The sequence below is a fragment of the Pseudoalteromonas sp. Z9A4 genome, from assembly GCF_011378845.1.
In the GTDB taxonomy this organism is placed as follows: domain Bacteria; phylum Pseudomonadota; class Gammaproteobacteria; order Enterobacterales; family Alteromonadaceae; genus Pseudoalteromonas; species Pseudoalteromonas arctica.
On sequence record NZ_WTLA01000011.1, the window covers coordinates 105,779 to 126,289 of the forward strand.

Below are 20,511 nucleotides of genomic sequence, written 5' to 3' on the forward strand. Positions count from 1 at the left end.
TAGCTTACTTTTTGGCTATGGTATGTAAATTGTAACGAAACAAAAAACGTTTAACTTTAAGTGTGAGATATTAATGGACAAGCTTACTTTCAAATACCCTGCAGTTTGTATAAAACAAAGCGATAACTCAAAACCTTTGATTATGTTTGGTGCCAATGCCATTGAAATCGAAAAATGGGCAGGGATACCTCAAAAAAAATCATTTGATGTGGGCTCTGCTGAAACTTCTGGGTTCCAACGAACAGAAAACACTAAAAGATTAAAGCAGCTAAGTAGCTTTTATGAAAATGAGAAGAATGTCGTTCAAAATAATCTTATTTGTGCACTCAAAAACATAGAAGGCGGTAGCGTTTCTTTTCTTAGCGATAATGGAATAACAGGAGAGATAGTAATAGAGTTTCCCAACCTCTATACAGCTAGCTTTGAAACATTATTTTCTTTGTTAAGGGCATCCTTAGAGAGTAGATTGGGTGCGATTGTGGTTGATAAAAACACTACAGCTTATACCAGTCTTAAATCAAAACTTGACGAATTGAATGATGAGGATGATTTTGACGAGCCAGTTGATAGTCAAAATGAAGATACAGAACAAGAAAGTATAATCTTTGAAGAAACTCATTTAGATGAGTTTTTACTAGATGTAGCAATACGCCACGAATTGTTAAAAGAGCTCAGCTCGACTTTTATTGAAGAGCATAAATTTTTAGGGTTTGATCGACAATCATTATTAGCTTTTTTATTACCGATTACTTTAGTTGATGGGCAGCATCGATTAAAAGGGGCTACGTTAGCTGCTAGGAATAAAGCTAATGATGAAGCTCAAGATTTGGCTATAGAAAAGTTAGAGGCAGGAGAATGTGTAGATAATATCGAAGAAGAGCTTTCTCTTAAATATGCTAGAACACTCCCTATATCTTTATTAATGGAAGAAGACCCTAAAGAACAAGTTTTTCAATTTGTTGTCATAAACCAAAAGGCGACGCCAATAGGGAAGTCTTTGCTTGGTACTATTATTTCTACCTCTCTAACAACTAGTGAAATGGAAGCTGTTACAGAGAGGCTTCAAGATTCAGGAATAGCAATGGAGGATGCTAGAGCTATAACATGGGCAGCTAGAAACCCATCAAGTCCATTTTGTGGGCTTGTTGAAAGAGGAACACAAAGTGAGAAAAAAGATTTGTTACAATGGAATGTAATGGGCTCTCTCATTCAGATATTCAAAGAGTTAAAAGGTGGGAGCCTTTACCATACTAAAAATGATTATGCTAAGCGATGGAAAGAGAAATATCTTTCAGAAAGCTCAATGATTTCATCTGATAATACAAAAGATGCATTTGAAGAATGGAGAACTTTAAATGGTACCTGGAGAGACTTCTTTATAGCGTTTTGGAGAAAAGTAAAAGATGAGCTTGCACAAGATACAAATGAAAGCAGGTTTAATTACTGGGGAAATACGCGTAAATCAAATATTTTTAATAAAATTTCTCTGACAATATTAGCTGCTGATTTTTTCAAGTATTTAGTTACTACTAAAACAACTATTAACCACATCGATGAAATAAGTGAGGTTGTGGATGATTGGCTTGAGGATGTAAACAGAGCCTATTTTGATGTTGATTGGGATTTAAAAGGGGTTAAAAAGGACTCTACAGGTATCCGTGAGCGCTGGTCTGAAAATTGGGCTGATTACAGAGAGAACCCAGAAAGGCTTCCACAAGTTAAAAGTTATCGTAGTGCGAAAAAATAATAATGAGTATTGGTACTATAAAGCAATTAAGTAGCAGCGTTTTGTCTAGTGGCTCTTTATGGGATTTAAAAAATCAAAAAGAGCTTGCAGGACTGAAACCTCCAGAGCTACTAATGGGAGTAAGAACTGATCTGCTTCAAGGTGATGTTTCTAGGGAGTGGTGTAAATGGATAATAGAACAATTTATTGATCATGATTTTATTAATTCAAAAGTTAGCTTTATAAAAATATATAAAGAAGTATCAAAAAGTCTAACGATCCTTTTAGGTAAACAGATTGATGACGATGATAAGATACTTATAGGCAAGCATTTAAGTAACTTAGTTTTAGAGCGCGTAGAGTTTATTAAAGAAGAACAACAAAGAAGAAAAGGCATTACAAGAGAGATTAAAGAAGAGTTACTAAGTATATATGGAGCTAGTCCTCGATGTTGGCTAACAGGGTACAAGTTTAGTAAAGAAGCTGTCTTTAATTTTACTGCGAGTAAACTAGATAAAGTAGACCTTACATTACCTACCTATATCGATCGGTATCGACCTATAGGAGTCAAGGAGCGAGATATATCTATCGAAGTAGATCATTTGTATCCATTTTCACTCGGAGGTAAAGATTGTATAGATAACTACAGACTAATTTGTGGGTGGGCTAATAAAGTAAAAAGTAATCATGTTACAGGGTATAGTTTTGGTACTAAGCCTTCAGGGAAAAATAAGTTATACCCAAAGAGCTATTACTATTGGGTGTTAAGGACAATAGGTCTAAAAAGAAAGTGTGAAGTCCCGAATTGCAAAAATAATATCTACAATTCTGAGCTAACTGTAACGTCTTCGCTGGGAGCATCAAAATCTATAAACCCAGTGAGCATGATGGTTATTTGTAAAGATCACGATACATTGAATAAACGGTATTTAAAGAGAGATATCTTAGAGTAGTTTGTTTTAGCTATGGAGTTAAATCTGATAAATTGATGATTATTAAGTGTACTAGCTTAGAGCAAGTCTGAGCTAGTATAACTTATCTAATATTTGGATATATAAAAGCTAATCCCTCTATTCAAATGCAACTTAACAAAATCCCCAAAATGCACATCTTCTAGGTGTGAATTTTGTTTTTGATAAGCTTCACGCAGCACAGCTAAGTATACATCGGCATATTCACCAGCAAATACCTTCCAGCTCATTTCTACATTACTGTCTGATGGGATTTCCTCAACAGGCGGTATTGAATCTTCAGCGAGCGACATACACAGCGCCCAGCGGCACAATACGTTCCAGTTTTCGATGCCTGTTTTACTTTTTAGGCGAACGAGTTGCTGCTTTTGTTTTTCAGAGAGCTTGATAGAGTCAACTGTATGTAGTGTGGTATTCATTAAAAGTACCCCTCAGTAAAGGTTGAGGTTTGTTCTTGCTCGTTATAACTTATGTGGTATTCACGGCAAATTGCAGGCTTTAATTTCGCGTAGTATTGCCCTGTTATTTCTTCATCGGTCGATAATAAAATTACTTGGCTTGACGCTTTAGGGAAGTAATTATTAATTAGCTTAGTACGGTGTTTACCATCTAAACGCCCTAGTGGCGTATCGATAACGGTTGGGATTTCTTTGCCTGATGCTTCAGCTAATCCCCATAAAATAGCGATAGCAAGTAACTGCCTTTCACCGGCCGATAATCGGCTTGGCGACATTGGATTTTTATTGGTATCGAGTAACGTAAGTTTGAATGAATCAGGGCAAATTTTAACACCGGTGATTAAATTGTTTTTACGAGAAAGATCAAAAAACTTAGCGGCAATGTGCTCTTCAAGCCCTGTTACATTTTCACGTATTAGCTCATCTGCAAATGACTTCATGGTATTTTTAAGCTTACCGATATGCTCAGCGACTTGAATTGAGCGTTTTTGTTCAAACGTGTCTTTGCTTTGTTGGGTTAATAAGTTTGCGTAGCGTGTATTTAACACTTCGTCACGTGCTTGCGCTTGCTGTAACAACTGCTGTTTTTGTTTTATTAAAACAAAGTTGTTTTTAAGCTCTACTTCAAGCCCGGCTAGTTCGCTAAGTAAATGCTGAACAGTCTCGTAATCAGGTATTGATTCAAGCTTTTTATTAAATAGCGCTTGTTGTTCAAATAATTCTTCGCGAGCTTTTAGTAAGTTTGAACGCTCTAACTTATCTAGTTTAATTTTTTCATCAAGACCATTAAAAATAGCGATGTTACTAGCAATATAACACTCTGTGCTTGCTAGTTCTTCGCGCTCTGTGGCAAGGGTAGCCATTTTATTGCTGAGTGCGCTAAGTGCGGATTTTGGCACGTTTTCATTAACTAGCGTTTGTGTAATTTTGGCTTCGTACTCTGCAATCGCACTCTGAATAACATTCGCTTGTACTGCCTGTTCTTCTTTTTTAATTTGGGCTTTTGTATTTGATATTAAATTAGGTATTAAACCAAGTGGTCCGCATCCAGCATCTAGCTTTACACGTTCGGCTAAATTTGCTTTGAGTTTTTCTTCAATCGCGCCGAGTTCAAATTTTATAGTGTCGCGCTCTTCAATTAAATGAGCGCCTGCACTTCTTACTTTTTGTCGGGCTTTATTAATACTTAAGTTAGTATCACTTGCACGTTTTTCTAAGTTAGCAATGTCAGTTTTAAAGGCTGATACAATAGTTGTTTGCTCAGTTATTTCTGCTTCAAGAGCTTCTACTTTGGCTACTACGGTTGTATCTAGGTTTTCACTTTTACGTTTACGCTCTACATTATTTAAATCAATTTGCAGCTGAGAGAGTAGGTCAAGCCCTAGTAAATTTTCTATACCCGTTTTAATTAAATCAGCACTTCTGTCTGGGTGTGCTAAATTTTCTATTTTTTCGCCATCAAAAAAGAATAAATCAGATAAGCTAAGTGGAATAAATTCGTTTACAAACTCATCCCAGTATTGGCTCAAATGAGAATCTTCTTGTTGATTACAATAAACTACAACTTTATCTTTTACGTCTTTTGTATTTGTTTTCCAACTTCGAACAATAACAAACTCGTTAGTTGTTGTATCAGTTGTGTGAGTAAACGTTAGCGAAATTTCAACTGTATCGTCGTTACCTACATAACGATTTTTGGTACTTATTAAATAGTTACCGTATGACTGATGACCTCGGTTAGAGCATTTGGCATGCTTACCGTAAAGCACAAGTTGCAACGCATCTAGAAAGGTTGTTTTACCACCACCATTTAAGCCACCAAAAAGAATAATTGGTTTATTTGCTGACGTGCTTAAATTGACTTCGTGACGACCCTGATAAATACCAAAGTTTTCAAGGGTGAGTTGTTTAATTATCATCTTGTACCTCTTCAAAATCGATAAGTAGCGAGCTGTAGCCTTGTTCTTTAATCGATTTAGTTACCATGATGATTTTTTCTTGAATGGCAGCTTTATCATCTTCAGTTAAATTAGGAGAATTGCTCAGTTGTATTTGCAAGCGATTACGTTCACGTTCAAGTGCAAACTGTTTTGCTTCAAATAAATTGTTAAATGCGCCTTTATCTAAACTTTGTGTGAGCTCATCAGATAGTTTTGCTCTACGCAGTTGGTTTTTATGTTTATTAGCAATACTCATAACGGCACGCATTTGTTGGTATAACAAACCATCTTCGTCGCCTTGTTCTTGGCAATGCGCTTTTAATTTATTAAGTACGTCTAAATTAAGAATAGGATGGTGTGCGCGTTGCTTACCTGGATAAGGCTTTTTGAATACATTTTGGTAAATTTTAGGCACGCTATCTTCAGCTTCGTGCTTTTCTTCAAGCCAAATTCGGCGTATTTCTTCAAGATCTTCTAATGGTAAAAGCTCCAAGTTTTTTACTTCATCAGGCCCAAGTTGTTGTACTGCTAGCTGTGCTTCTAAAACTTTGCCAAGTAAGTGTTCTCTAAATTTTTGTATGTAAGGACCTGGTACTAAATCGGCGCCATGTTTAGATATATGCACAGTTAAATTGCCATTCATACGTCTGAAGTCGCGATTAGCTTTATCTCGTGTTAGTTTTTCAATTTTTTTAGCGCGGTTAGAGTCGTTAACTTCTATTTCATTACGAAGCGCTACAAGTGGATACATCCACTCTTTTTCATCATCGTTGGCAATCATGGCATTCATTGATTTATCTTCAGATACCATTGTACAAACGTAGCAACCAAAACGGCTATCACCACAGCTTTGCGTAGATTTATCTACTACAAGTGGGCATTCACCGCCTTCAGTTGCACCCTGATACATGCCCATTAAATCGTGATTTGGGAAATTCCATGGGTTATCTACACTATTTAAGTACACCCACACATCATCGTTACTCCAGCTAGCAATTGGTGTATAAACCCAAACTCGCTCAAGTGAGCCGTTTTCGGTCAAGCCAAGCGCTTTTCGTGTATTAGTGGTCGAGCTTTCAAAGCGTTCCATACTTGCAGCACGTGCTGTACTTTCGGCTTTACGCGTACCAAGTACTAAAATGGCTTCGCCATTTTTATCAGCCATGTTTTGAATAAATGTATTTGATGGCGATATTTTTAGGCGGTCTGTACACCATCTAAATTTATAACGAGGAGCAGGGTAACCCTTACCGATTAAGTTAACCCAAAAACGGTCTTTTACTGCAGGGGTTAGGCGGTGTGGCACTATAGGCAAGCCTTGTGCATCGGCTTGTTCTTTCATTCGCTCTAGCGACTTTCCTACCCACATAGCAACTATTGGATTTTCTACTAGAGTATCGGTGCTTATTACATGTACTTTTTTTTCGCATTTACCTTCTTGAGCTAGCTCTTGTAGGGCATACCAAATCAACTGCAATATAGCAGTTGAATCTTTGCCGCCACTGTAGCCAATTACCCAGGGAATAGAATCACTTTGATAAAGCATTTTTATATGTTTAATGCTTTGCTCTATAGTGTTTTTTAATCCATCTTGGTTAAATGCAGAATGGAACTGTACTACGCTATCAGTAGCCATTTCGTGCCTCTTTAAATGTTTTTTCTACCAATTGTTCTTTATCGGTAAGTGGAATGTTTAAATGCGATTTGATCTGTATACAGGTTAGCTCAGCTGCTTTTCGATTATTTGTCATGGAGTTATTTATGACGCAGCGGCCAGACCAATTTATGCTGTTACGGCTCCAATTTATTTTTTGAAGCCCTTTTAGTTTACTTTGCCATTTTGGATCGTTATTGAGTAGGTAAAACCCTAATAAACCCAGGGCATGAAATGTTACTGCGTGTGCGTGAATTGATTCGTCACGTAACTCACCACCAGACGCTTTATCGTCGCAAATTAATTGCCAAGCAGGCATATTTTTAAGCACTTCGTGCCAAAACTCAAAAGCTATTGGGATTAAAGACTCATAATTATTTTTTGTTATTGTGCCTAGTAAGTACTTGCTAGCTTTGTTTACAGCGCTATGGCTTATTAATTTTCTAGAACGAGGACCTAAATTACTTTTTTCCATGTGTACAAGCTTTGTGAATTGCTCACTTCTAAATATTATAGTTTTAGAAAGAATTGCATCTGGCTTATCGTCGTAGGTAATACTCAAAGAGCTATCAGTTTTTACTGGGTATAGATTTAGATCTTTAAAAATACGTTGTCGTTCTTCTAGTGATTTATTTGTAAAAAACACGACTGAAATAGTTTCGTCGGCAAGAGTTGGGTCTGCTTTCAAGGCTTCTAAGATTGCAGCATTACGGTGTTGACCATCGGTAATATAAATTTCGGCATCTTCATCGATAACTAAAGTACCAATTTTTTGCTCATGCTTTGATTCGCCAATACCTACAAATTCACTTAAACCGTCGATACATGCTGTAAGTGCTGAAAAAACATAATTATCTCTACTATCTAAAATATAATTTGCGATATCAGGAATGCGCTCTTCATTTATTATTCGTTGAGCACGCTGATTTACAGGTAATTGACCTTCATCTAAAGTAAATATTTTACTAAGTCTTTTTAGTGGACACATTACAATGTAATATTCTGTTTTTGCTTGCATTCCTTTAATAGCTGGGAATGAAGTTCCTGACACGATTTGGTTCATAGTATTTTACAAATAAGTTATAGTTAAATTTGTTCGTGAATTTATTGCTTTGTTCGTACGAACTTTAGGGCGGAGATTTTACATGAAAATGTCAGGCCTGTCTTGCTTAGTGTAAGAGTTTATTTTGAGGATAAAATGACAACTTATTTAGATATGAATGCCACGGCACCGGTGCTTAATGAGGTTGCTGATTTAGTTAGAAAAATGTTTTTAGATGAATACGGAAATGCGGGTAGTCGTACTCATGAGTTTGGTGCTAATGCCAAAAAATCTGTTGAAAAAGCACGTAAACAACTAGCTGAAGTTGTGGATGCTGATAAATCGGAGGTTATTTTTACTAGTGGCGCAACCGAGAGTAACAACATTGCGATTCTTGGGTTACGTGAATTTGGTGAACAAGAATCTAGAAAGCATATAATTACTACTCGAATTGAACATAAAGCTGTATTGGAGCCTATTGAGTATTTAGTTAAAAATGGCTTTGAAGTTAGCTTTTTAGAAGTTGATGAAAGTGGTGTTGTTGACTCCGATAACCTCAAACAGTTATTGCGAGAAGATACGCTACTTGTTTCGATTATGCATGTGAATAACGAAACAGGCTCTATACAGCCTATTACTGATATTTGCGATGTACTTGAGTTACATTCAGCATTTTTACATATCGATGCAGCTCAAAGTTTTGGAAAGTTGAGCGACGATTTAAAAAATAAACGCATTGATTTAATTAGCGCAAGCGGACATAAAGTGTATGCTCCTAAAGGTGTTGGTGCATTAGTTATGCGTAAGCGCGGCTTTATAAAGCCACCCTTAAAACCAATTATGTTTGGTGGTGGGCAAGAAAAAGGGCTACGACCAGGCACCTTAGCGGTACCATTAATTGCAGGTTTTGGCTTGGCTTGTGAAATAGCACAAAAAAATGCTTTAACATGGCAAAAGCATGCACAAAAATTAAAAGATGAATTGATCGCAGCTTTAAATACTCTTGATGCGCAATACAACGGTGAGAATACATCACCCTTTGTGCTTAACTTTTCCGTTCCAGGTATTAACTCTGAGGCGGCAATGGTTATGTTAAAAGGGATCGCAGCTGTATCTAACGGCTCTGCGTGTACATCATCAAGTTATACGCCCTCGCATGTTCTAACAGCAATGCAATTAGATGATAAACGCGTTGCTGGCGCTATAAGGGTTTCATGGGGACATATGACAGAGTCATTGCCTATTTCTGAAATAATTGAGAAGTTAAAACAGCTAAAGTTGTGATGTTGGCTTAGTTGATTGTTAGCATCGTAGCTAAGACAATTCCCCCTTTCAACTTCACCTGCAAACACATAATTAATGAGTAATTACCTTGCCTGGATTCGAGGAAAGTGATGCTTGCACATGGATGTGCTTTCATCGCGTTTACGTTCATATTAATTATTTGTTTAAAGATAAGTGAAATTGAGGGGCGCCGTGGGGTTCCAAGGGGCGGTCGGCGGTATCCGCTCCTTGGTTGCCATCGCCAACGCGATATAAGTAAATTATTTTAAAAGCTTCGCTTTTCGCGCGAGCAAGCTGAGCGCCTACAGGTGTTTAGCTTGGCCTTATTTAAAAGCCAAAGCGCGATGTAAAATCGCAACTACGGTTTTGATGAGAGTGGTGTTCGCATTGATGTAGGTGAGGTTTTATACCTCGCTTAAAAATGGATTGTTTTCACCATTGAAAAATGCATTATTGTTCTATGTAGCGTTTAAAAGTAATGAGGCAATTAACTTTTCTATTCGCCTCATTGTATGAGGCAAATAAATAACATAGACTGAAGCTAATTACCTTTAGGACTAAAGACTATGTGGATATGGCAACAGCAAAATTGGCCAAACTTTACGTGGGATGCTGCAGCGCTTGCTCCTTTACTAAGGGATCTTTCATATAATCAAGGTTTATTAGTAGGGCGTATGGGCGCGCAAAGTGCTCAACAAAAGCAGCAAGCTCTAGATACTTTACTAGCAAATATTATTCACTCCAGTGCGATTGAGGGTGAAAAGCTTAATGCATTTTCGGTTCGCTCTTCTCTTGCTAAAAAGCTCAATATTAATGAGCAACCTTACCCAACAACAGTGCAAAGCGATAATCTTGCAGAGATTATGCTTGATGCAATAAATAACACAGACTCACCGCTTAATTTAGAGCGAGTGCTTAATTGGCATCGCTTATTGTTTGCAGGTGAGCAAAGCTTATTTACTAAAATTGAGGGCGGGCAATTGCGTGCTGACGAGCCAATGCAAGTGGTATCGGGGCGCTTAGATAAACCGGTATTACATTTTACGGCGCCTCCTAAAGAGCGAGTAAATAAAGAGCTTTCGCTATTTTTTAACTGGTTTAACAAAACGCAAAACGATCCTCAAATAGACCCCTTTATTCGGGCAGCTATCGCACATTTATGGTTTGTAACAATACATCCACTTGAGGATGGTAATGGGCGTATTACACGGCTTATAACCGATCTGGCATTAGCGCAAGAACATGCTGAGTCGATTCGGTTTTACGCTATGTCGGTGGCTATTTTAGAAGACAGAAAAAGCTACTACGAGGTGCTTGAAGCCACTCAACGTGGAGATCTTTGTATTACAAAGTGGATTAAGTGGTTTTTACGTACGCTTAATAATGCGATACACCATACGCTTAATAATATTGAGCAAACAATTTTTAAAACCAATTACTGGGCAAGTAAAGATCAAACAAAGTTAAGTGAGCAGCAAGTAAAAGTGCTTAATAAGTTACTTGATGGCCAATTTGAACAGGGTATTAGTGCGAGTCAGTATCAAAAGGTGGCTAAGGTTAGCCGTGCAACCGCAACACGCCATTTATCGGACTTGCAAACGCTTGGATTTTTAACAAAAACCGCCGCAGGTGGGCGTAGTACACGTTACAAAATTGCCTAATGAGGCAATTACTCACATTATTCACCTCATTACGTGAGGCGAATAGGTGTTTTAAATTGTTACAGGTGAGGTTTTATACCTCGCATGGTGTTTTTATAAAGCGAAAGCGCGATGTAAAATCGCACCTACGGGTTTGTTCAGTGCAGTGGTTTAATTGTTGTAGGTGAGGTTTTATACCTCGCGGGTGTTTTTATAAGAGCAAAGCGCGATGTAAAATCGCACCTACGGGTTTGTTGAGTGTCGTGTTTGAGTTGTTGTAGGTGAGGTTTTATACCTCGCATGGTGTTTTTATAAAGCCAAAGCGCGAGATAAACTCACGCCTACTATTTTAAATATTGTGCAACCTCTTATCCCAGCCGCGTTACTTTTACTTTTATTTTTCCGGCATTAGCGCCATAAAAGCGGCTTAGGTCGTTTGCGAATGGGCAAAACTCGCCAGATTTATCTATTTTAATATCGGCGCCGTTGGCTATTTCAAAAAGGTGGTCGTCGTTTTTATTAATAGCACCAATGAGTGAAAACCATTGCGCGCGAGGAAATCGTCTAAATGGTTCAAGCACGGCCATTGGGATTTCTTTTACGCCAAGTTGTACGTTGTCGCGGTTCCAGCCTAATGGCGTGCACTTTATGCCATCGTCAAACCAGTATTGATTTGGGTATGGGGTAAAGCGATACGTAGCGCCTTGCTCTAGCATGAGGCCGGTTGCGTTGTATTGCTCAGAGGCAAATACCACTATATCTTGGCTTTGGTTAATGCTCAGCACACTCATGTTTTGATTAGCCAGTTCTATATGTTGGCTTAAACCAATAAAGCTAAGTGTGGTGTTGTCGTTGTAGCTAATTTTGTAATGCAGTTTTTTAAGTGATTCTGGGCGATAACTGGTTAGTTTATTAATGCGTTCGGCTACGCTGTAGTGCACTAAAGGCTCAAGGTTGCTGGCTTCGTCATCAATTAATACATAGCACTCTCTATCTACTAGTTTAAAAAATGGGTTAAACCAAAAGTAATTTTGTTGATGACTTAATGCGAGCGGATCGGGCGTTACGGTTACGTCATCTTGTGCTACTAAGTTGCTGTCGGGGAGTAGGGTTTCGTAATCTATGTCGTGGCTAGTGAGTAACGATATATTAAGCGGTTGTTCTATTAACCACTCAAGTGCATAGCGCAAGCTAATATCGGCTAGGCCATCGCGGTAGTAACCGCCTCCAATGTCTGAATGCGCACCTGCAAACCATAATTCAGTAATATTGTTTTGATGGTTCATGAGTGTGGGTTCAAAGGCGCGGCGTTTTTCGTCAAGGGCTACGCAGTGCAGCGCGTGAGTAATGTTGTTGGCAATGGTGTGGTTTTCAAAAATAACATGCTCTGCGCCACGTGTGGCTTTACTTACTTTTGATAAGCCAATAGAGGCGACGGTATCAAACACACATACATACACGTTGTTGCTTATTAAGGGTTCTAAACATTTAGCAAAACGTCTGGCAAGCGCAGCGCCTCGGCTAAAGCCTGTTAGCAGTATGGTATCGCCTAGTTGATAGTGAGCTTTAAAGTCGCTTAATGCTTGATTTAAAATACTGGCTACGTCGTCACCACGAGGTGCAAGAGTTTGGTTTAAAATACGTTTAAGGCGGCTGCCTTTAGTACCAATACCTTGATAATAAAAACTGAGTTGGTTAGCAAAAGGAGTAATAGGGGAGTCTTCTAATTTACCGCCAAGCAGTAAATGCAGTTTTAAAATGTTGGTAATATTAGAGTCTTCTTTAAAATGATCTGAGCTAAACTGTTCTGCGTCACGGGGCTCGTTTCCTGTGCCGTCAAAGTTAAAAATTAGCGTTTTACCCGTCATAACCCAATTCCCTTAGTTGTTTTAAATATTCTACACAGACAATGTTAAAAATTAAAGACAATATTCATCAGGTAATGACGAGCTAATTTATGGCTCGCCTGCTATGAAGATCAGTGATTATAAAAAGTATAGCTATTTAACGTTGTTTCCTCTAATGGTTTAAGCGCAGAGTTAAGTTGTACCAACTGCTGATAAACTTCAGGGTAAAATATTTTTAATCGGGCAACGCGAGAAAAGTGGTTTGGTTCAAATTTTTCAACAAGCTGCAAAGCTAAAGGAACCATTGGGCTTAACTCACCTTTGGTGTAGCTTTGTTCTAGCGCTAAGTCGAGTATATCTACGCCAAGTTTACTGGGAACAGTCGGTATTTTGTTATCAATTAGAAATTGGACTGCTTCGACAGAAGACGACGCAGCTTGTGTATAAACGTCGCGTCCATGTATATCGGTAATCGAAAAATCAAAACCAAGTTGTGCAAGTTCTTGCCATTGACTAAGCGGAATCCAGCTTAGTCTAACCAACTCTGTTGGAGGGATAGGTAGCGTTCGACTATTCCAAATAGGCACTAAGTCATATGGATTCTTAAGTAACCTAATAAATAGCACGTTTGTCTCTGTTTGATTTAGTGGAGTTGTCTGGCTGTATTCATGTGCTTTTTGAAATTCTTTTTTAGCTAAATACTCACGAAATACACTATCGCTTCTATCTGAAGAGGTACGGCGGGCAAGAGTGTTCCACCAATAATTAACTAAAACAGGGTCTATATTTTGTAATACGTCTTCAAAGTTACTGCCATACTCTTTTTCGATTTTGCGCACTTTGTCGTAAGCATCACTATCTCGTATGAGCTTTTGGGCTGCAAACAGCTTTTCTGTTAATTGATTACAATTGCTTGAGGCTGAATCTAGATCTTCTTTTTTATGTTGTAGCTCTAGTAAAAATTGAGATATTTCAGAGTTATCTGGCTCAGTTACTCTAGGCAGCATAGAGTTTTCAATTATAGAGATTTGGCTAAAGTAGAGGTAACTTAAAGGGTTTGTTTGCTCACTAATAAAAGTACCTTGTTGATATTTAAATTTGTTTTCAAAAAGTAGAGTCTTATCTGATGAATTTTTATAATTAAACTCACCATGGGCTTTATATCCTTCGGCGATTAAGTAATCCATCATATCAGTCTTACTTTTATCTAAATCTTCTAAAGTTAAGTTTCCGTTTTTAGGTAAATTAATTATGGCAATATCTAACGCTGTAAATAGGCCTGCTTTATTGGTTGGCGAGACTCCTGCTTGTTTTAATGCTTTTACTAAGGGTAAATTAAATTGGCTAATAGCTAAATCGGCTAAGTTATATAAAACGGTAAAATTGTCATAAATAGGCATATCATTAAGTGAAGGTACTTGCTTCATTAACGCAAAAATATACTCATTAGGTAGACCGTTATTTATAGCTACTGCGAGTTCATTTACCGTAAATTGATTTACTGCGATTACATGCTCAAATTCGTCAATTGAAAGTTTATTTGCATTGAGCATAAGTAGCGTGGCGGGAGAGATAACATTACTACCTTCAATACGAATAAACGACTGCAAATAAGTGGTAAACGTGTCGGAATTGTTTAATAGTGCATAGAGGGTTTCTTTTTTTACATTTTCATCAAGTGGAACGTTAAATGTTAAACCAGCAGGGCTTTGGGTAGCCGAACCTAACTGCTGCACCATCTCTTTTACTTTATCAGTGGTGAAATTTTGAATAGCTTCAATGCCTTGCCAGTCAGCTAAAATAGCTATGCTTTCAATTATTTTATAGTCTTTTTTTTGTTTATCTTTAATCGCTTCTTTAAGTAGCGTTGTATATGACTGATAAGATGCCTCGTACAAACCTGAATACATTAATAGGTCGGCGACAGAAGTACCTTTGTTGAGTTCATTTTAAAAAAATAAAGTAAGCGATTGGTTTATTTCATTTATTTTGTATGCTTTATCAGCCGATTTATTTTTACAAAGGCTAATTTCGTGTTTTAGTTTTACTACTTTCTGTTGTGGGGATGCTTGAACGATCTGCTTTTGTTGTTTTATTTTGGGCTGAACTATATTTGAGGCAGGTTTTAAATTTTGCTTTACTACTGGTGAGCTGGATTGAGCTATAAATATATAAGTTGCCAATACAACCGTAGCAATGGCAATAAGCGCCAGGGGTCCTTTTTTCATAAACGTTAATCCTTTAGGTTCACTATTTCAATTATCCACATGGTACTATTTTAGATACTAATAGTGTAAGAGGCTTTAATAAAGTATTAATTTATTAAAGCCATTTTATAGGCTGCTAATTCAGTTTGCTTTTAATGCAATTTCATTTTAGGGCGCACTACTCGCAGTACTTTTTCGCTTATCCATAATGCAAAGGTTTTTGCGCTACCGTGTATGGCGCGTTGGTGCATACGATATAAAGATATATACATAAAGCGGGCAATTTTACCTTCAATAAAAAAGGTATTGCTGGTTAGGTTGCCCATTAAGTTACCTACCGTGCTGTAGCTCGATAAGTTAACTAGCGAGCCATGGTCGCTGTATTTAAAGCCGCATAGTGGTTGCTGCTTTAACGTGGCGATGAGATTTTTTTCGACGCATAACGCCATTTGATGCGCCGATTGTGCGCGTGGTGGTACTTGCTTGCCGTCGGCTTGGGTAAATGCGCAGCAATCGCCTAATACAAAAATGCTTTCGTCAACGGTGCTTTGTAAAAACTCGTTTACTTGAATTTGGTTGCTACGAGTAAGCTCAAAAATACCTAAGTCTTTAATAAAATCAGGTGCTTTTACGCCTGCCGCCCACACCATTATATCGGCATCAATGTGTTCTTCATCTTTGGTGATAAAGCCTTGTGCGGTGCCTTCTTTTACTTGCGTTTGTTCGCGCACGTTTACGCCAAGCTTTAATAGCTCGCGTTTGGCACTTACGGCAATACGCTCTGGTAATGCAGGTAAAATACGCGGGCCGGCTTCAATTAAATGAATATGCAAACGCTTAGACGACATATTTGTTAAGCCATAAAGCTTTAATAGCTCAGACACATGGTAAAGCTCAGCTGAGAGTTCAACACCCGTAGCACCGCCGCCTACAATGGCAATATTAAGTGATTGCTGTTGGTTGTCGTCTTGATGAAGGCGCGTAAAGCTATCTAGTAATGAGTGCTGAAAGCGCTCTGCTTGTTGGCTTGAATCTAAAAAGTAGCAGTGCTCTTTTATACCAGGGGTATTAAAGTCGTTACTTACGCTGCCGATGGCAATAACAAGGTGATCGTAACGAACTGTACGCCCAGGTAAAATAGTGTGGCCTAACTCGTCGTTTAATGGGGAGAGGGTAATTGTTTTATTGCTTTGGTCTATATTGCAAAAGGTACCAAGTTGAAAACGATAATGATGTTTTGCGGCATGGGCTGAATACACAACGCCATCTAAATCAGGGTCAATAGAGCCTGTCGCTACTTCGTGCAGTAACGGCTTCCATATGTGGGTACGGTTTTTGTCTATTAACAGTATATCTGCTTGTTTTTTTTTCCCTAGCTTATGCCCCAGTTGGGTTGCAAGTTCTAATCCGCCAGCACCACCGCCAATAACGACGATTTTAGGTATTGTAATACTCATAACGTTGCCCTTAAAAATAATATACCCAAGTGATCTGTATTTTTTATTAGTTTTTTAAGGTGACTTGGGTATCAATAAATTATTTTGGCAACAAGTAGTTACTACTCATTTAATGGGTGCCTAGTTTGCGCCTAAATAAAACCGATGTCAGCAATAAATAATGTTATTTGTTGTATACTGAGTTGCAAATATTTCATACACACCGAGTTGCAAATATTTTATCTACACCGCATTTTTATAAGCATGACTATTGTTTAGCCATCAAAAGGACATTTATGACCACGCCACTAATTCAATCACTTGAGCAGCACTTTGGTTTTAGCCAATTTAGAACAGGGCAACAACAAACTATAGAGCAGCTTTTAAATGGTCAATCGTCGTTGGCTATATTTCCGACCGGCTCGGGTAAATCGTTGTGCTATCAATTAACTGCGTTGCATTTACCAAATTTAACCTTAGTGGTTTCGCCTTTACTTGCATTGATGAAAGATCAAATTAGCTTTTTAAATAGCAAAGGTATTTATGCTGCCAGCCTTGATTCGAGCCAAGATCAAATGCAAAGCAGCACCGTAATGAATGATGTGCGAAACGGTAAAATTAAAGTATTAATGGTGTCGGTTGAGCGCTTTAAAAACGAGCGTTTTAGAGAGTTTATAAGCCAAGTGGCGCTTTCGATGTTAGTGGTAGACGAAGCGCACTGTATATCAGAATGGGGCCATAACTTTAGACCCGACTACCTTAAACTGCCGCGTTACCGCGAAGAGCTTAATATTCCTTTAGTGTTGTTACTTACTGCAACGGCCACTAAAAAAGTAAAACGCGATATGGCAGAGCGCTTTGCTATTGCGCCTGAGTGCATTGTGCAAACGGGCTTTTACCGCGCTAATTTAGATTTAAGCGTGCTGAGCGTTAAAACCGCCGATAAAAACACCGAGCTTGCTAACATTGTACGTGCGCAAAGTGGCCCTGGTATTGTGTATGTAACGCTGCAGCAAAGTGCCGAGCAAGTAGCAAACACACTGAGTGCGCAAGGCATTCATGCTGTTGCCTACCACGCAGGGCTTGAAGATACGCTACGCTGGCAAATTCAAGATGACTTTATGGGCGGTAAAATTAACGTTGTAGTGGCAACCATAGCCTTTGGTATGGGCGTTGATAAATCTGATATTCGCTTTGTTATACATTACGACTTACCTAAATCGATAGAAAACTACAGCCAAGAAATTGGCCGAGCAGGGCGCGATGGCGATCCATCAAATTGTTACACGCTTGCTAACCTAGACGGCCTAAATACGGTAGAAAACTTTGTATATGGCGACACCCCTGAGCTTAGCGGTATTGAATACGTAATTAACGATATTCGCCAAAGCCACCAGCAATGGGAAATGCAAGAATACAGCTTATCGAGCGAAAGTAATATTAGGCAACTGGCACTTAAAACCTTACTTGTACAGCTTGAAATGCAAGGCGCTATAACGCCGCAATATGCCTACTACGCCGATTTTAAATACAAATTTTTGGTTGATAAAAACGAGCTACTTGGTCATTTTGATGAGCAACGCCAAGCATTTTTAACACAAATATTTAGCCATACCGATTTTAAAAAAATATGGGGCACGCTAAATTTTGACTCCCTTACGCAAGCCGCGCAGGTTGATCGCAAACGCGTAGTGGCTGCTCTTGATTACCTAGCCGAAAAAAACCTAATAACGCTCGAAACCAAACGTATTACCCAAGTATACAAAGTGCATAGCGAGGTTATAAATAACCCAGAACTTGCCCAGCAACTTCACGACTACTTTACCGACAAAGAACAAGCCGAAATTAAACGTATTGCTGCACTTGTGCGCTTTTTTGAGCTACAAAGTTGCTTAAGCTATAACTTAGCGCGCTATTTTGACGATCAAAATGCACCTGAGCAATGTGGGCATTGTAGTGTGTGTAGAGGGCATGCGGTTAAGCTTGAGTACTCTATAGAGCCTGCATATATTGACGATCAGCTTATTTATCAAAAAGTTGATGAGTTTTTAGCGCATATGGCGGGCAAGGGTAATAATAATGTGGGGATTGAAACCCAATGCCGCTTTTTAGCGGGGATGAGTGTGCCGTTATTTGCGCGTAATAAAGTACGCCAGCTGAGTGGTTTTGCACTGTGTGAGCAAATGCGTTACAGCGATATTAAAGCAAAACTACTAGCGCGTTAAATTAGTTACTGTATCCTAGTGGCTTATTCAAAAAAGTAAGCCACTATGCCTCATATTGTTATCCCCGTTGAAAATATTTCTACTACCCCAGAGCCCGTTACGTGTGCTAACTGCCAAGCCTGTTGTTGCCAATTAGAAGTGCGCATAGTAACCGACACTGGCGTGCCTTTTAACTATATAGAATACGATAAATGGGGCAGTGAAGTAATGAAACGCGCTGACGACGGTTGGTGCCAAGCACTCGACCGCAATACGCTTATGTGCTCTATTTACGAAAACCGCCCATTAGTATGTCGCGAGTTTGAAATGGCCTCGGGTGAGTGTATTACCGAGCGCGATTTAGCGGGTATATAGTCCGCTATTATTAATGTACATAAACAACAAAGGGGCTTAAAAGCCCCTTTGTTTATTGCTTACTATAAAAATTAAACTTTAAAGTAGCTAATATACTTTTTAAGCGTGTTTGAAAGGTCAGCTAATGCAACGGCTTCTTGTGCGTTACTGTTAAGCGACATGCTGGTTTCTTTGGACATACTGGCAATTTCTTCTACGCCAGTACTAATTTGCGCCACGGTGGCTACTTGGTTTGATGTTGATTCAACAATTTCAAGCACGTTACTTAATGAATCGTTAGCTTGTTGCTGTATTTGATGCAGTAACTCGTTTGCTTCGTGAGTAAGCGTTAGGCCATTTTCTACTTGTGGTACTGTGGTTTCCATAGCTGTTACCGACGCTTGCGTGTTTTCTTGTACTTGCAAAATCATCTTTTCAATATCGCCTGTTGCGTCGCCAGTGCGCTGGGCAAGTTGTCTTACCTCGTCAGCAACAACAGCAAACCCTCGGCCTGTTTCGCCTGCTCTTGCAGCTTCTATTGCCGCATTTAGTGCAAGCAAGTTTGTTTGATCAGAAATACTGCGGATCACACTTAAAATATCGCCAATGTGTTTTACATGTTCTTGCAGCACGTTTACTTGGGTAACCGTCGCTTTTACAGTTACTGAGATTTGCTCAATTTCGGCCGCTACTTTTTGCACAGCAATACTACCTTGCTGCGATAATTGTGCGGTTATTTTTGAGTTATCTTCTGTTTGCCTAACTGAGTCGGCTACGGCATGAATACTGCGGCTCATTTCTTCTAGGCTGCTTACTGCAGAGTTTGTATAAGTTACTTGTGCGTCAGCGGCACTAAGTGCTTGCTGCGAGCCAGATGCTACGCTTGCAGAGTGCGTAGAAAGCTCTTCAGATGAGTTAATAATGCTATCTACAATGGTTTTTAATTTAGATTGCATCACCCCTACAGAAGCCATCATGCTATTTGGGCAACACGACTGTACATCACCTCTTAAGTCGCCTTGCGCAATAAGGGCAATTACTTCAGCAGCCTCTTGTGGTTCGCCACCTACTGAATTTCTGATCAGTTGGCTAATAACATACGCAACGCTTATGCCTATTAAAAAGGCAAGTGCGGTGAGCGAAATCATCCAAATTTTAAACGAGCTGGCAATATCGAGAGTATCAATAGTGGTGGTTTGATTTGCTTGCTCTTGCAGGTTTATAAATTGGTTTATAACATTTAGCCACTGGGTAAACGCAGGGCGCGCATCGGTTAATAAAATGCGCTCAGCTTCGTTTAGGTTTCCTGCATTTTTAGCGTTTATTACACCTTGAATGAAAGGTTGAGTGCGCTGCTCTATTTGATTTATTTTATTAATTAGAGCGCGCTCTTCATTATTCATATTACCTATTAGCTCGGCCATAGACCGGCTTGACGTTTGGTAAAATGCGTTTAGCTCTTTTATGCTCTTTAACACGGAGCTTAAACTGCTTTGATCGGTAATTAGCACTACATCGCGCACGGCTATCGCTCTGTCGTGTACGCTGCCTCTAAAGTTAATTGCGTAACGTTGCTTTACCGAATTTACGTCGGTCATGTGGGTAATGTTATTATTAATGAGGCTAACGCGCGAAATGCCAATAATGGTTAAAATAAGCATCATTGATAAAATTACGCCAAAGCCGGTCGTTAAACGCATGTTTATGGTCATGGTTGATCCCAAGTGTGAGTCAATACGCGCAAGAGC

The 20,511-nt window shown here is 38.9% G+C and carries 15 protein-coding genes; 6 read left to right on the forward strand and 9 right to left on the reverse strand.

Going from position 1 to position 20,511, the window contains the following annotated elements; all coding sequences use genetic code 11:
• Window positions 1–73 precede the first annotated feature (73 nt).
• Window positions 74–1,747, forward strand: coding sequence for a hypothetical protein (locus GQR54_RS10395; RefSeq protein ID WP_166377556.1), 1,674 nt, complete (start codon window positions 74–76; stop codon window positions 1,745–1,747).
• 2 nt (window positions 1,748–1,749) lie between these two features.
• Window positions 1,750–2,679, forward strand: coding sequence for a hypothetical protein (locus GQR54_RS10400; protein WP_166377557.1), 930 nt, complete (start codon window positions 1,750–1,752; stop codon window positions 2,677–2,679).
• A gap of 86 nt (window positions 2,680–2,765) precedes the next feature.
• On the opposite strand, the gene dndE is transcribed toward GQR54_RS10400, so the two are convergent.
• Genes dndE through dndB form a run of 4 tightly spaced genes read right to left on the reverse strand, consistent with a single transcriptional unit; the run spans window position 2,766 to window position 7,812 of the window.
• Window positions 2,766–3,116 carry a DNA sulfur modification protein DndE gene (gene dndE, locus GQR54_RS10405; protein WP_166377558.1) on the reverse strand — a complete coding sequence of 117 codons (351 nt, stop codon included), beginning with the start codon at window positions 3,114–3,116 and terminating at the stop codon, window positions 2,766–2,768.
• The gene (gene dndD / locus GQR54_RS10410; protein ID WP_166377559.1) at window positions 3,116–5,074 is read right to left on the reverse strand and encodes a DNA sulfur modification protein DndD; all 1,959 of its coding nucleotides are present in this window, start codon (window positions 5,072–5,074) and stop codon (window positions 3,116–3,118) included. Before dndD ends, dndE begins: the two co-directional genes overlap by 1 nt.
• Window positions 5,064–6,731: a DNA phosphorothioation system sulfurtransferase DndC gene (gene dndC, locus GQR54_RS10415; protein ID WP_011329737.1), complete on the reverse strand. Its 1,668-nt coding sequence runs from the start codon at window positions 6,729–6,731 to the stop codon at window positions 5,064–5,066. The genes dndD and dndC overlap by 11 nt, the downstream gene beginning before the upstream one ends.
• Window positions 6,721–7,812 carry a DNA sulfur modification protein DndB gene (gene dndB, locus GQR54_RS10420; RefSeq protein ID WP_166377560.1) on the reverse strand — a complete coding sequence of 364 codons (1,092 nt, stop codon included), beginning with the start codon at window positions 7,810–7,812 and terminating at the stop codon, window positions 6,721–6,723. Before dndB ends, dndC begins: the two co-directional genes overlap by 11 nt.
• Before the next feature lie 135 nt (window positions 7,813–7,947).
• Here dndB and dndA point away from each other — a divergent pair, with 135 nt between their 5' ends.
• The gene (gene dndA / locus GQR54_RS10425) at window positions 7,948–9,075 is read left to right on the forward strand and encodes a cysteine desulfurase DndA (protein ID WP_166377561.1); all 1,128 of its coding nucleotides are present in this window, start codon (window positions 7,948–7,950) and stop codon (window positions 9,073–9,075) included.
• Between the two features lie 566 nt (window positions 9,076–9,641).
• The gene (locus tag GQR54_RS10430; protein ID WP_165728777.1) at window positions 9,642–10,736 is read left to right on the forward strand and encodes a Fic family protein; all 1,095 of its coding nucleotides are present in this window, start codon (window positions 9,642–9,644) and stop codon (window positions 10,734–10,736) included.
• Between the two features lie 347 nt (window positions 10,737–11,083).
• Here GQR54_RS10430 and GQR54_RS10435 read toward each other — a convergent pair whose 3' ends face one another.
• The 4 genes from GQR54_RS10435 to GQR54_RS10445 form a co-directional block, all read right to left on the reverse strand.
• Complete coding sequence (locus tag GQR54_RS10435) at window positions 11,084–12,583, reverse strand: DUF2235 domain-containing protein (RefSeq protein ID WP_166377562.1); 1,500 nt, start codon at window positions 12,581–12,583, stop codon at window positions 11,084–11,086.
• 110 nt (window positions 12,584–12,693) lie between these two features.
• Complete coding sequence (locus GQR54_RS10440; protein ID WP_240918927.1) at window positions 12,694–14,472, reverse strand: cupric reductase; 1,779 nt, start codon at window positions 14,470–14,472, stop codon at window positions 12,694–12,696.
• A 39-nt stretch (window positions 14,473–14,511) separates the two neighbouring features.
• Window positions 14,512–14,790, reverse strand: a complete 279-nt coding sequence (locus GQR54_RS19615; protein ID WP_240918928.1) for a hypothetical protein — start codon at window positions 14,788–14,790, stop codon at window positions 14,512–14,514.
• 131 nt (window positions 14,791–14,921) lie between these two features.
• Window positions 14,922–16,226 (reverse strand): NAD(P)/FAD-dependent oxidoreductase, encoded by a 1,305-nt coding sequence (locus GQR54_RS10445; RefSeq protein WP_166377563.1) that lies wholly within the window; start codon window positions 16,224–16,226, stop codon window positions 14,922–14,924.
• A gap of 275 nt (window positions 16,227–16,501) precedes the next feature.
• Between GQR54_RS10445 and GQR54_RS10450 the strand changes: the two genes are divergently transcribed.
• Window positions 16,502–18,430, forward strand: coding sequence for a RecQ family ATP-dependent DNA helicase (locus GQR54_RS10450; RefSeq protein WP_166377564.1), 1,929 nt, complete (start codon window positions 16,502–16,504; stop codon window positions 18,428–18,430).
• Between the two features lie 45 nt (window positions 18,431–18,475).
• Window positions 18,476–18,784, forward strand: a complete 309-nt coding sequence (locus tag GQR54_RS10455; RefSeq protein WP_010554993.1) for a YkgJ family cysteine cluster protein — start codon at window positions 18,476–18,478, stop codon at window positions 18,782–18,784.
• A gap of 71 nt (window positions 18,785–18,855) precedes the next feature.
• Here the strand turns inward: GQR54_RS10455 and GQR54_RS10460 are convergent, their stop codons facing one another.
• Window positions 18,856–20,475 (reverse strand): methyl-accepting chemotaxis protein, encoded by a 1,620-nt coding sequence (locus tag GQR54_RS10460; RefSeq protein WP_166377565.1) that lies wholly within the window; start codon window positions 20,473–20,475, stop codon window positions 18,856–18,858.
• Between the last annotated feature and the right edge of the window lie 36 nt (window positions 20,476–20,511).